8 protein-coding genes and 3 tRNA genes are annotated in these 13,249 nt (G+C 63.4%); 5 read left to right on the top strand and 6 right to left on the bottom strand.

Annotated features, from left to right (window positions below):
- The 5 genes from RCJ92_RS00770 to RCJ92_RS00790 form a co-directional block, all read right to left on the bottom strand.
- Nucleotides 1-1,372, bottom strand: a 1,372-nt coding sequence (locus tag RCJ92_RS00770) for a cryptochrome/photolyase family protein (protein WP_446753468.1), incomplete at its 3' end; no start/stop codon positions are given.
- A 48-nt stretch (nt 1,373-1,420) separates the two neighbouring features.
- Complete coding sequence (locus RCJ92_RS00775) at nt 1,421-1,993, bottom strand: MarR family winged helix-turn-helix transcriptional regulator (protein WP_396278311.1); 573 nt, start codon at nt 1,991-1,993, stop codon at nt 1,421-1,423.
- 133 nt (nt 1,994-2,126) lie between these two features.
- Nucleotides 2,127-2,211: transfer RNA gene (locus tag RCJ92_RS00780), tRNA-Leu, on the bottom strand.
- Between the two features lie 87 nt (nt 2,212-2,298).
- The gene (gene bcp, locus RCJ92_RS00785; RefSeq protein ID WP_396278310.1) at nt 2,299-2,790 is read right to left on the bottom strand and encodes a thioredoxin-dependent thiol peroxidase; all 492 of its coding nucleotides are present in this window, start codon (nt 2,788-2,790) and stop codon (nt 2,299-2,301) included.
- Nucleotides 2,791-2,858: 68 nt separating this feature from the next.
- Nucleotides 2,859-2,930, bottom strand: a tRNA-Lys gene (locus RCJ92_RS00790).
- Nucleotides 2,931-3,258: 328 nt separating this feature from the next.
- Between RCJ92_RS00790 and RCJ92_RS00795 the strand changes: the two genes are divergently transcribed.
- Nucleotides 3,259-4,089: an alpha/beta fold hydrolase gene (locus RCJ92_RS00795; RefSeq protein ID WP_446753469.1), complete on the top strand. Its 831-nt coding sequence runs from the start codon at nt 3,259-3,261 to the stop codon at nt 4,087-4,089.
- Between the two features lie 60 nt (nt 4,090-4,149).
- Here the strand turns inward: RCJ92_RS00795 and RCJ92_RS00800 are convergent.
- Nucleotides 4,150-4,224: transfer RNA gene (locus RCJ92_RS00800), tRNA-Lys, on the bottom strand.
- Between the two features lie 170 nt (nt 4,225-4,394).
- Here RCJ92_RS00800 and RCJ92_RS00805 point away from each other — a divergent pair.
- From RCJ92_RS00805 to RCJ92_RS00820, 4 genes are all read left to right on the top strand, one after another.
- Entirely contained in the window at nt 4,395-5,336 is a 942-nt protein-coding gene (locus RCJ92_RS00805) for a 2-hydroxyacid dehydrogenase (RefSeq protein WP_446753470.1), read from the top strand.
- A 209-nt stretch (nt 5,337-5,545) separates the two neighbouring features.
- Complete coding sequence (locus RCJ92_RS00810) at nt 5,546-7,366, top strand: ABC transporter substrate-binding protein (RefSeq protein WP_446753471.1); 1,821 nt, start codon at nt 5,546-5,548, stop codon at nt 7,364-7,366.
- 60 nt (nt 7,367-7,426) lie between these two features.
- Nucleotides 7,427-8,920 (top strand): malate:quinone oxidoreductase, encoded by a 1,494-nt coding sequence (locus RCJ92_RS00815; protein WP_446753472.1) that lies wholly within the window; start codon nt 7,427-7,429, stop codon nt 8,918-8,920.
- Between the two features lie 358 nt (nt 8,921-9,278).
- Nucleotides 9,279-12,602, top strand: coding sequence for an efflux RND transporter permease subunit (locus tag RCJ92_RS00820; RefSeq protein ID WP_446753473.1), 3,324 nt, complete (start codon nt 9,279-9,281; stop codon nt 12,600-12,602).
- Nucleotides 12,603-13,249: the final 647 nt, after the last annotated feature.

Here is a 13,249-nt window from a genome sequence, read left to right on the forward strand (position 1 = left end):
CACGGGTTTCCTTCAGGTCCACCAACGGCTCGTGCGCGAGCGGCGCGAACTGAGCGGCGTAGCTGCCCTGCGGGTCAAATTTCTTGGCCTGCAGCTCGGGGTTGAAGACCCGGAAGAAGGGGGACGCGTCGGTGCCGCTGCCGGCCACCCACTGCCAGTTGACCGCGTTGCTGGCCGGGTCCGCATCCACCAGGGTGTCCCAGAACCATTCCTCGCCCGCCCGCCAATGGATCTGCAGGTTCTTGACCAGGAAGCTGGCCACCACCATGCGCACCCTGTTGTGCATCCATCCGGTCTGCCACAACTGTTGCATGCCGGCATCCACCAGGCGGTAGCCGGTTTCGCCGCGGGTCCAGGCCCGCCACTCGGCCACGGTCTGTTCCTGCTCGTTGGGCCACGCCCACCCCATGGCGTCGTATTCGCGCCGGAAGTTTTCCGTTGACAGGTGCGGATAGTGGTAGAGCAGGTGCCAGCAGAAGTCGCGCCATGCCAACTGGCGCAGCATGGCCGCGGCTCCGGCGTGCGCCCCGGCGTCCTCCAGCAGCGGCTGCAGCGCGGAGAACAGTTGTTGGGCACTAAGGTGGCCCCAGCGCAGGAAGGGCGAGAGCTTTGAGGTGCCGTCCACATCCGGCCGGTCATGGCCATCCTCGTAGTCCGCGGCAACCTCGCTGATGACGTAGTCCAGGCGTTCCTGGGCCGGGCGCTCCCCCGGCTGCCATGCCGCGGCCAGCTTCCCGCCCCAATCGGGGTGGGTGGGCAACAGGTCCAGTTCGGCAACCGGGCAATCTTCCAGCCCGGAGGGCGGGGTGAACGGTGCCTGGGCGCCGGGGGCCGGTAACGGAACACGCAGCTGCGCTTCCTGAATGCGCCGGTAGAAGGCGGCAAAGACCTGATAGGCGCCGCCCTGGTTGTTCAGGATGTGCCAGGGTTCGGCCAGCAGCCAGGCGGCGTGGCTGGTGGCTTCAATCCCCTGCTCACCCAGCCATGACTTGATGCGGGTATCCAGCTCCCTTTCGGCCAGGGCGTAGCGGCGGTTCCAGTGCACCTGGTTCACCGCCAACCGGGAGGCCAGGTGCTCGAAGACGCGCGAGGGCTCGCCCCGGAACACCAGCAGCGGCACTCCCAGCGCTTCGAGGGATGCGTGCAGATCCAGCAGCGCGTGGTGCAGCCACCATTTGGCGGCCCCGCCCAGGGGGCGGATCCCCGAGGTTTGTTCATCCAGGATGTAGATGCCCACGGTGGGGCCCTGGCCCATGGCGGCGCTGAACGCCGGATGGTCTTCGGTGCGCAGATCATCGCGGAACCACACCAGGTTCACGGCCTGAACCGCGGCCGAATCCTGCGGGGTGTTTGGTTCCTGCCGATCGTTCATGGACGCACCCTTTCGGTGGTGATGGCTTCGAGCGAGCGGCGGGCCGGGTTAGGGCTGTCCGTTGGCTGCGGCGTCGGAGTCCGGCGGGGTAATGCTGGACTCAAGGTCATCGGCGGTGCCGCCAAGGAAGCGGATGACGACTTCGCGCTCCTCGGGCGTCAGGCGCCGGGCGGCTTCGAAACGGGCGGCGTGGTGGCGGCCCACCTGCTCGCGGGCGGCCACATGGGTTTCCGGGGTGACCTCCACGGCCTGGGAGCGGCGGTCGGTGGGATGGGCCTGGCGGGTAATGTGCCCACCGGCCTCCAGGCGGTCCAGCATCTTGGTGACCGAGGCGGTGCTGATGCCCAGGTGCTTGGCCAGCTGCCCGGGGGTAACCACTTCCTCGCGATGTCTGGCGGCAATCAGCATTCGGATGGCCCGCATGTCGGTCTCGTTGAGCTTCATGTACTGCTGGGAGGCCCGGGAAATTTTGCGCTCCACCGCGCGCAGCCGGCCCATCTGCGCCATGATGGCGTCAATCTGGGCCAGGTCCTGCTCTTGGAGGTCTCCGCGCTGGATCAGCTGGCTCTGGGGGTCGCTGGCAGCGAGGCTGAAGATCGTTGGAAGCTTCTCTCGGTCCATGTTCCGTCCGTTCCACCTGCGTGCAGTTTTTCTGCCGCGCCTTCATCATAAATCCCCGGCTCCACTGGCGTACTGGGTGCCGCCTGAGGGTTCGAGAAAAGCAAAAAACCTCCCGCGTCGGGGAGGTTTCGGCTGGTGCGAGTGGAGAGACTTGAACTCTCACGTCCGAAGACACTGGAACCTAAATCCAGCGCGTCTACCAATTCCGCCACACTCGCTCGCGCTACACCTTGAACTGAACAGGCCAAAGTGACCTCACTCAGTGTAGCGGATCGGAATACCGATTCGAAATCGACTCCGGGGCCTTATTTGGGGTCGATTCCCAGGTCGCGGCGCAGCTTCGCCACGTGCCCGGTGGCCCGCACGTTGTACTGTGCCAGCTGCACCTTTCCGTCTTCGTCCACGACGATGGTGGAGCGGATCAAACCCTCGTACACCTTGCCGTAGTTCTTCTTTTCACCCCATGCGCCGTAGGCCTCGGCCACCTGGTGGTCCTCGTCGGAAAGCAGCGGGAAGTTCAGCTCTTCCTTGGAGATGAACTTCTCCAGCTTGGCCGGGGCGTCCGGGGAAATGCCGATGACCGCATAGCCCAGGGACTTCAGGGATTCCAGGGAATCGCGGAAGTCGCAGGCCTGCTTGGTGCAGCCCGGAGTGGAGGCGGCCGGGTAGAAGTAGACGATGGTCTTCTTGCCGCTGAAGTCCTGGAGGGAAACGGCGTTGCCCTTGGCGTCGTTCAGGGTAAAGGTCGGGGCGGTGTCCCCTACGGAAAGTCGTTTCGCTGCGGTATCGGTGCTCATGCGTAGTTCCCCTCATCGTGCTTGCGGTATACAAAAAATCCGACCTGAGAAATCAGATCGGATCACTGTGCACCCCCCGGGACTCGAACCCGGAACCTGCTGATTAAGAGTCAGATGCTCTACCATTGAGCTAGAGGTGCTTACCGCCGCTGACTAGTTCGTTTCCGCACTCGTCCTTGCGACGCATACAATCATACGCAGAAACACAGGGAAAACAAAAATCCGCAAAAAGCGTCCCGGACCCTTCAAAAACCCTAGTCAAATTGCTTTTCTCGAACAGACGAGTTGAGTAGCGGACGAATTTCCATCAATGCAATAGATCACATCAACCTCGCCGCCATCGGTTGCGCAGCTTCGCACTGCGCCCTGTTGTCTCCTGCCCGGCAGGAGTATTCTCTAGGCAAACCTTCGGGTTATTCCGCGCTGGGGCAACAACACCGGTTTTAGCGCCTGTCACAGGGGACGGTCATGGACTGCGAAATTGACGGCATCACGCTGCACTACTCCGATACGGGCAACGGACGGACCCTGATTGCCCTACATGGGGTCGGAGTGGACCACCATGAGCTGTACAGCGCGCTGGGGGATCTTGTTCCGGAGGATCACTATCGGCTCATCATCCCGGACCTGCCGGGGATGGGCCGCTCCGGCAGCGGCACGCTGGCCGGCAATGACGAGGTGGTTGACCTGCTGGCCAACTTCATCCGCCAGGTGGCGGGCGCTCCCACCCTTTTGCTCGGGCACTCCTATGGGGCGTACCTCGCTCGGGGCCTGGCCGGCAGGTATCCCGAACTGATTGGCGGCATGGCGCTGTTCGCCCCGATTGGCGAGAGCACCAGCCAGGCTCCGTCCCAGCAGGTCCTGTTCCGGGAGCCGGGAACCGAAGAGGAATTGTCGGCCGACGAGCGCCAGGGGTTCGCCGATTATTTTGTGGTGCAGACCCGGGATTCCGCCCGACGGTACCGTGAAGACATCCGGCCCGGGACGCTATCGGTGGACGAGGAGGCGCTGGGACGGATCTTCTCCCGCTGGAGCGTGGATGTGGGAAGCGGAACCTACGACGGGCCGAGCCTGGTGGTGGCCGCCCGGCACGATTCGGTCGTGGGGTACGTGGATGCCCTGGAATTGCCGAAGCACTACCCGCACGCCACCTTGTGCGTGATCGAGAATGCGGGGCACGCGCTGATTCATGAGCAGCCCGCGCTGATCCGGGGCCTGCTCGGCGATTGGCTCGAACGCTGCGCGCTCGCGACTGCACCGACCCACAGCCCGGAGCCACGACCAGCCAGCTGTGATTAGTCTTCCCGGGAACGTGAAAGGCTCCGTATCCAACCAGTTGGAAACGGAGCCTTTGCTTACTGGTGCACCCCCCGGGACTCGAACCCGGAACCTGCTGATTAAGAGTCAGATGCTCTACCATTGAGCTAGAGGTGCCCGTTGCGATGGTCTAGAAACTTTCGTTTCGCGCTTTCGCAACGAGATGTAACTCTACCAGCTTTCACCCCTCGCGCAAATTCGATGCCGCCGCTCGGTACGTGAATTGGATTACACGTCATGACATGGGATTCTGTTCGCTTTTGGACTCCACTGATTAGTGTGGGGTTATGAGCCAACAACGTATCGTCTCCTTCCCCTCCGCCGAGCTGCTCCAGGCGGTCGGTGAGCTTCCCGCCAACCTGAAACCGGTGCTGTGGGACCTGGACAGCGCCCTCGAGGGTGTCGAGCCGAATGAGATCGATATTGCGGTGTTCCCGTACATGGCCGAGTTCTCCCGGCTACAGAGCATCAAGCAGGCCACGAACGTTTCCCTGGTCCAAACCCAGACCACCGGTTATGACGGGATCATCGATCTGGTGGGCAGCAAGGTCAGCGTGGCCACCGCGGGTGGCGTGCATGCCGCGGCCACCGCGGAAATGGCATTGGGGCTGGCCATCGCCTCCCTGCGTGGTTTCCCCGATGCGGTGCGCAACCAGGAAGCGGGCAACTGGGCCCCGCAGCGCTGGCCCGGACTGGCCGACCGCACCGTGGGCCTGGTGGGAGTGGGCGGAATCGGTGAGGAGATCCGCCGACGCCTGGAGCCGTTTGAGGTGAACCTGCTGCGTTTTGCCTCCAGCGCCCGCACCGACGAGCACGGGACGGTGCACGGCATTGACGAGCTGGCCTCCCTGGCCGGGCAGATCGAGGTGCTGATCCTGATCGTGCCGCTCAATGACGCCACCCACCACCTGGTGGACGCCGAGCTTCTGGCCGCCCTGCCCGATGGGGCGCGCATCATCAACGTGGCCCGCGGGCCGGTGGTGGACACCGAGGCGTTGACCCGGGAAGTGGCCTCCGGCCGGTTGTTCGTGGCCTCGGATGTCTTTGATCCCGAACCCCTGCCGCAGGACCACGAACTGTGGCGCCAGCCCAACGCGCTGATCCTGCCGCACAACGGCGGGAACACCGAGGCGTTCTTCCCCCGCATGGTGGCGTTGCTCAAACGCCAGGTGCAGGCCTGGTCACGCGGTGAGGACGGGGAAAACATCGTGCACCAGCGTCAGGTCTGATAACCTTTCGGCCACATTTTGGGCTTATCCGGGCGTGGCAGCGGTGAATGCACCGAATCCTCACCGATCGGTGCGCTATCTTGGAAACTATCCTCCGGCGTCCTGGCAGCGGTGTACCGCGGCCCGGCGCCGGGTTGGATGCGATAACTCCACAGATCCCTGAACCAGGAAGCCGAGCCGCCACCGTGCCACCGATTGAGCGCCAGCCCGTGACGCGTCGAGCCGTACTGTCCGGGTCGCTGGCGGCCGTCCTGCTGGGCCTGACCGCCTGCACCGACACGGAACCGCAACCCGCTGCCAGCACCGGCGCCGCGGCCGGCAACGCCACCCGGCGCACCTTCAGGATTGCCGCGGCGGCCCCACCGCTCTCCTTGGATCCGGCGGTGGCCGGGGACAATGACTCCTTCCGCGTCACCCGGCAGATCTATGAGACCCTGATTTCCATTGACCCGCAGACCGGTGGGCCGGTCGCGGGGCTGGCCGAGTCCTGGACCGAAAGCGAAGACGGGCTGCGTTACACCTTCACGCTGCGTCAGGGCGTGAAGTTCCATGACGGCACCGCGTTCAACGCCGAGGCGGTGCTGGCGAACTTCAAGCGCTGGCTGGGCATGAACAGCGAGCTGCGCTCACGCTCCCTGCAGGGCTTCACCCAGGTCTTCCACCACACTTCGCAGATTCCGAAGCTGCCCAAGGATGATGAGCAGGCCCAGGCGCCGAATGACACCAAGGCCGGGGACAAGCAGGACCTGGCCCCGGTGATGGCCCAGCAGAAGGCCCAGCTGGAGGCGATGCGCACCCTGCTGGAGGAGGACTTGTTCAGCGGCAAGTCCGAGGGCGGCTCGGCCAGCTACTTCGCCTCGGTCAGCGCCCTGGATGAGTACACGCTGGAACTGAAGCTGCGCCGCCGGCTGACCGGGGTCATTGAGGCGTTCACGCTGCCGGGCCTGGCCATCGCGGCCCCCTCGGCACTGAAGGGCGGACCGAAGGACAACCCGGCCGAGAAGCTCACCGAGCACCCCGTCGGCACCGGCCCCTACCGTTTTGCCAAGCGCACCGAAGAACATGTGCTGCTGGAGGTGAACAAGGAGTACTGGAACCAGCAGCGGCTGAACGCCAACCCGCAGCACCCGCAACGGGTGGAGATCTCCGCGATCGCCTCGGCCCACAACCGCCAGACCGAACTGCTGGCCGGGGACATTGATGCCTTTGACATGGTTTCGGTGGAGGTGCTGCGCACCCTGGTGCGCAACGCGCGCATGGTAGTGAACCGGGACCCGTTCTCCGTGCTCTACCTGGGGCTGCACCATGACGCCCCGTGGCTGGAGAAGCCGGCCTTCCGCCGCGCGCTGGCCATGGCCATCGACAAGGGCCGGCTGGTGCGCGAGTTGTTCATCAGCGGCTCGAAGGCGGCCTCCACGCTGCTGCCGCCCACGTTCGGGGTGGAGAACCCGGAGAACGTGTTGTTCTACTCCCCCGATGACGCCAAGAAGCTGTTGGAGGAAATCGACTATGACGGTTCCTCGATTCCGTTCGCCTACCCGCGCAACGTGGCCCGTAACTACCTGACACTGCCCGAGCGCTGCTTCGCGCTGATCGCCGAGGACCTGGCCAAGGTGGGCATCAAGGTCAAGCCGGTGCCGGTGGACTGGTCCCACGGCAAATACGTGCAAAGGGTCCGCCACGACGGGTTCAAGGGCCTGCACCTGCTGGGCTTCTCCGGGGCGTACCGCAACGAGGATGACTTCATTTCCGGAATCCTGGCCGCAAAGCAATATGAGTTTGGTTACACCTCGCCGCTGCTGGATGCCCAGGTGCTGGCGGCCCGTTCCATCGCCGTGGGCGAGCTGCGCACCGCCGCCTACCGCAACATCCTGACCACTTTGAGCCATGACCTGCCCATTGTGCCGCTGGTGTTCCCGATCTCGGCGCTCGCCCTGGATTCGGTGGTCAACTACTACCCGTCCTCGCCGGTGCTAGACGAGGTGTACGTGGACGTCAAACTCTCGCCGAACGGCAAGTTGACGGGTTGAGAATTTCTTGCCCCTCACGTAATGGGTCTAGTCTGACCTAAGAGCAAAGTATCACTGTCGATGGAGATCCTCGTGCCTTCTGAAACGTCAACCAAGAATTTTGACGTCGTACTCATTGGTGCTGGCATTATGAGCGCCACCCTGGGTACCCTCATCAACCAGCTGGAACCGAACTGGTCGATCGCCCTGTTCGAGAACCTGGACCAGGCAGGCGAAGAGTCCTCCTCTCCATGGAACAACGCCGGCACCGGCCACTCGGCCCTGTGCGAGCTGAACTACTCCCCCGCCCAGCCGGACGGATCGGTGGATCCGACCAAGGCCATTGGCATCAACGAGCAGTACCAGATTTCCCGCCAGTTCTTCTCCTGGGCCGTGCGCAACCAGCACGCCAGCGCGCCGGAAAACTTCATCCACGCCCTGCCGCACATGTCCTTCGTGATCGGCCAGGACCACTCCAAGTACCTCAAGACCCGCTACGAGGCCATGCGCGCCCAGCCGCTGTTCTCCGAGATGGAGTTCACCGAGGACCTGGACACCATCAACGAGTGGACCCCGCTGGTCGCCCGCGGCCGTGACGCCTCCCAGAAGGTCGCCGCTTCCCGCGTGGTTGGCGGCACCGACGTGGACTTCGGCCGCCTGACCAAGGACCTGACCGGTTCGCTGGCCACTTCCGGCGCCGAGGTCAGCTTCGGCCACAAGGTCACCGGCCTGAGGCGTGAGGGAGCCGGCTGGCAGCTGACCGTGAAGAACAACGCCAGCGGCGTCAGCTTCAAGGTCAACGCCAAGTTCGTGTTCGTCGGCGCCGGCGGCGGCGCGCTGCCGCTGCTGCAGAAGTCGGGCATTGACGAAATCAAGGGCTACGGCGGCTTCCCGGTCTCCGGCCAGTTCCTGCGCTGCACCGATGACTCGATCAGCGAACAGCACAACGCGAAGGTCTATGGCCAGGCCTCGGTCGGCGCCCCGCCAATGAGCGTGCCGCACCTGGACACCCGTTTCGTGGGCGGCAAGCGTTCGCTGATGTTCGGCCCGTATGCCGGTTTCTCGATGAACTTCCTGAAGTCCACCGGCCAGCTGGACCTGCCGCTGTCCATCCGCCCGCACAACATCGTCCCGATGCTGGCCGTGGCGAAGGACAACATGTCCCTGACCACCTACCTGATCAAGGAAGTACTGAAGTCGCGCTCCAAGAAGGACGCGTCGCTCAACGAGTACTACCCGGAGGCCGATGGCTCGAAGTGGGAACTGATCCACGCTGGCCAGCGCGTTCAGGTCATCAAGAAGGACAAGAAGAAGGGCGGCGTGCTGCAGTTCGGCACCGAGGTCATCACCTCCTCGGACGGCTCCATCTCCGGCCTGCTGGGTGCCTCCCCGGGCGCCTCGACCGCAACCCCGATCATGATCGGCCTGCTTTCACGCTGCTTCCCGAAGCAGTTCGCCGGCTGGGAAGCGAAGCTGAAGGACATCATCCCGTCCTACGGTGTGAAGCTGAATGAGAACCCGCAGCTGCTTGATGAAGTGACTGCCGAAACCAACAAGGTGCTGAAGCTGAAGTAGGCGTCCTGCAGAACCCTGGCCACGAGAAGTGCGAAATTGCTCGTGGCCAGGGTCTTCTGTCTTTAAAGCCCGCGCACCTTCACGGTGCCGGGATACCGTGGGGCCGGCCGGGAAAAGTCCCGCTGAAGGCGTCCAACAGTCGCCGCGCTGCGGTAACCCGACTTCGCGCAAAATCCGGTGAGCACGTACTCGAAGGCGCAGGTACCCCGCCCCGGAACGCGACCGACGACGTTTCCTTCAGCCTTCATCCTTAGGGATGATTTTCTCGGAATCCCGCTCCAGATTCTGTTGTCGTCTGCCAACGAACTAAAGTTAAACCAAGCTCTTTTCATCTTTCAACGCATAGGACCACATCCGCATGCAGCGCTTGGCCAATCTGTCTTTGAAGAACCGTGCCTTGATCGCACTGATCACGGTATTCTCGGCCATCTTCGGTTTGATCTCGATGGGCTCCCTGAAGCAGGAATTGATTCCTTCCCTGGAGTTCCCACAGATCGCCGTGATGGCCTCCCAGCCGGGGGCCAGCCCCGAAGTGGTGGACGAGCAGGTGGCCCGCCCGCTGGAAACCGCGATGCAGGCGGTGGAGGGCCTGGAGTCCTCCTCGGCCACCTCACGCACCGGCTTTGCCTCGATCTCACTGATGTTCGAGTACGGCACGGACATGGACCGGGCCCGTTCGCAGGTGGAGCGCGCGATCTCCAACGCGAAGAACCAGTTGCCCGAGGATGTGGAACCCTCCTCCTTCGCCGGCTCGGTCTCCGACCTGCCGGTCGCCTACCTGGCCGTGGCTTCGGATGAGTCCCTGGAAAAACTGCATGATGATGTGGAGCGCATCGCGCTGCCCAAGCTGCGCAAGATCGACGGGGTACGCGAGGCCTCGGTTTCCGGTGGCGCCGCCCAGCACATCCTGGTGCTGCCCGATGAGCAGAAGCTGGCCGCCAAGGGCCTGAACACCTCGGACATCAAGGACGCGATCGAAAACGCGGGCTCCCCGATGCCGGTGGGCTCGCTGGACACCGAGGGCCTGGAGCTGCCGGTGATCGCCGGTTCGGCCCCCGATACGCTGGAAAAAATCCGCGAAATCCCCATCACCTCCGACAGCGGCCCGGTGCTGCTCAAAGACGTCTCCAAGGTCTCCATCGAAGCCGATGAGGCCACCAGCATCACCCGCACCAACGGCGCCGAAACCCTGTCGGTCTCCATCACCAAGACCCCGGACGGGGACACCGTGGGAATCTCCCACGCGGTGCAGGACATCATTGGCCAGCTGGAATCCGAACTGGGCAACGGGGCAACGATCACCACGGTCTTCGACCAGGCCCCCTTCATTGAACAGTCCATCAACTCGCTGGCGACCGAGGGCCTGCTCGGCCTGGTCTTCGCGGTGCTGGTGATCCTGATCTTCCTGTTCTCTATCCGCTCCACCCTGGTCACCGCGATCTCCATTCCGCTGTCGCTGATGGTCACCTTCATTGGGATGAACGTGTTCGGCTACACCCTGAACATGCTCACCCTGGGCGCGCTGACCATCTCCATTGGCCGCGTGGTGGATGACTCGATTGTGGTTATTGAGAACATCAAGCGCCACCTGTCCTACGGCCAGGAGAAGCGCCAGGCGATCCTGCTGGCGGTGCGCGAGGTCGCCGGGGCGATCACCTCGGCGACCCTGACCACCGTGGCAGTGTTCCTGCCGGTGGCGCTGGTGGCCGGCATGGCCGGGGAGCTGTTCCGCCCGTTCGCGCTGACCATGACTATTGCCCTGCTGGCTTCGCTGCTGGTCTCGCTGACCATTGTGCCGGTGCTGGCTTACTGGTTCCTGCCGCACCGCCCGGGCACCGGCCAGGCGAAGACCGCCCACACGGCCGAGAACAAGGGCGCGATGCAGCGCAGCTACGCTCCGGTGCTGCGCGGCACCCAGAAGCACCCGGTGATCACCCTGCTGGTCTCGGTGCTGATCCTGGGCGGCACCGTGGCCATGACCCCGCTGCTGAACACCAACCTGCTCGGTGGCACCGGGGAGAACTCCCTGCAGATCACCCAGAAGATGCCGACCGGCACCGCACTGGACACCACCTTGGAACAGGCCGAAAAGGTCGAAAACCTGCTGCAGGACACCGAGGGCATCGAGGACGTGCAGCTAACCGTGGGCAGTTCCGGGGACATGCTCAGCGCCATGATGGGGGCCGCCGGCTCGGATACCGCCAGCTTCACCGTCATCACCGATGCGGACCTGGACCAGGAGGAACTGGCCGACCGGGTGCGCAGCGACATCCAGGACCTGAACCTGCCCAAGGATCAGGAGATCACCGTGGCGGCCGGTTCCGGCAGCATGATGAGCTCGGATGTGACCGTGGAGGTCAGCGCTCCGGACGAGGGGATTCTCTCCGAGGCCACCACCTCCGTGCGCGAGCAGCTCTCCGGCATCGGGCAGGTCACCGGCATCACCGACAACCTCTCGGAGAAGCGCGAACAGGTGACCGTGGACATCGACGCGAGAAAGGCCGCCGAGGCCGGGATGACCGAATCCCAGCTGGCCGGGATTGTCGCCTCCCAGCTCTCCCCCATCCCGGCCGGAACACTGCGCATCGACTTCACCGACCTGCAGATCCACATCGGTGAACCCGATGAGCTGACCAGCCAGAAGCAGCTGGAGGAACTAAAGATCCCCACCGCCACCGGCGTCAAGCAGCTCTCCGACCTGGCCGAGGTGAAGATCGAGAAGGTTGAGCAGGTGGTGACCACCTCGAACAACGAGCGCATCGCCACGGTCAGCCTGACCCCGGAAGAGAACGCCCTGGGTGCCGTCTCCACGGAGGTCACCAACAAACTGGATTCCATGGATCTGCCCGAGGGTGCCAGCGTGAAGCTCGGCGGTGCCGCCACCGAGCAGGCCGAGTCCTTCCAGCAGCTGTACCTGGCGCTGATTGCCGCCGTGGCGATCGTGTACGTGATCATGGTGGCCACGTTCAAGTCACTGATCCAGCCGCTGATCCTGCTGGTCTCCATCCCGTTCGCGGCCACCGGTTCGATTGGCCTGCTGCTGTTGACCGGCACCCCACTGGGCCTGCCCTCCCTGATCGGCATGCTGATGCTGGTGGGGATCGTGGTGACCAACGCGATCGTGCTGATCGACTTGATCAACCAATATCGGCTGGACACCCCGGAGCGCGCGGCCATGAGCCTGGATGATGCCATCACCCATGGAGCCCGCCAGCGTTTGCGCCCCATCCTGATGACCAGTGCCGCCACGATCTTCGCGCTGCTGCCCATGGCCTTGGGTCTGACCGGTCACTCCGGGTTCATCTCCCAACCGCTGGCCGTGGTGGTCATTGGCGGCCTGGTCACCTCCACCCTGCTGACCCTGATCCTGGTGCCGGTGCTCTACCGTCTGGTGGAGGGGCGCAAGGAGCGGAGCGCGGCCCGCCGCCAGGCCAAGCGCGAGGCGAAGTACGGCACGGCCGCCGCGGTGGGCGCCCACGCCCCGCTTCCGGCCGACGGTGAGCCTGCTGCGGTGGATGCGGAGTCCGACACCCTGTTGTCCAAGGCCCGCAAAACCGCCCAGCGGGTCCAGTCTTCGGATGCCGATCTGATCAACCCGAAGACCGGGCAGATCCCGGTGAGCCGAAAGGAACGCCGCGAGGTCGAGGAAATGCTGAAGAAGGAGAAGGGCAACGAGGAGTAGACCCCGGCAACAATTGGTTACATCACTGTCGCATTAACATGACGACGAAAGCTTACTGATTCGCCTCCGGGTTGATACGATCAGTCAGACAACAGTATTCACGCGCATATATTTTTGGGGAATTATCATGCAGCGAGTTAATCGTAAAGACGGCTATCCGCAATATCGGGTCGGACCTCGGGTACCTTTATCCTGGAAGTTAGTCGCACTGGGTGCGATAGGTCTATTAGCAATAGGTTTGTCTCTGGTGGCTCTAACATAATCGATGTCTGCGTGCATCTACGATGCCTGCACCGCGAATGCAAGTACAACACAGTTTCACTCATGATGCAGGTACACCGCTCCGCCTTGAACAGCTGCTCCGATCCCAAACATTCGCAGTGGAGCACATGCTTCTGCGTGCTGACCTTAACAAGTTGATCGCGTCGATGAGACGACACTACTTCAGCTAGTGCGATCGCGTGTCTCGCGAAGCTGCAGATCGCTGAACCGGGCTGTTTCCTGTGCCTAATACCGAGGCTAAAAGACCGTTTCTGAGGATACCTATAGCGACAACAAGTACAGTTTGACGTATCTCCAGGCTGAAGTGGCGAGAAGTAGCGAAGTCGTCAGATGAACATGCGCTCTAGCTTCTGTGATACGAGCGC

The sequence above is a fragment of the Glutamicibacter sp. BSL13 genome (assembly GCF_052928425.1).

Excerpts from the sequence above, each read along its gene's own strand:
- RCJ92_RS00805 (WP_446753470.1), top strand. The coding sequence starts at position 4,395 with ATGAGCCAACAACGTATCGTCTCCTTCCCCTCCGCCGAGCTGCTCCAG.
- RCJ92_RS00820 (WP_446753473.1), top strand. The coding sequence starts at position 9,279 with ATGCAGCGCTTGGCCAATCTGTCTTTGAAGAACCGTGCCTTGATCGCA.
- RCJ92_RS00795 (WP_446753469.1), top strand. The coding sequence starts at position 3,259 with ATGGACTGCGAAATTGACGGCATCACGCTGCACTACTCCGATACGGGC.
- bcp (WP_396278310.1), bottom strand. The coding sequence starts at position 2,790 with ATGAGCACCGATACCGCAGCGAAACGACTTTCCGTAGGGGACACCGCC.
- RCJ92_RS00815 (WP_446753472.1), top strand. The coding sequence starts at position 7,427 with ATGGAGATCCTCGTGCCTTCTGAAACGTCAACCAAGAATTTTGACGTC.
- RCJ92_RS00775 (WP_396278311.1), bottom strand. The coding sequence starts at position 1,993 with ATGGACCGAGAGAAGCTTCCAACGATCTTCAGCCTCGCTGCCAGCGAC.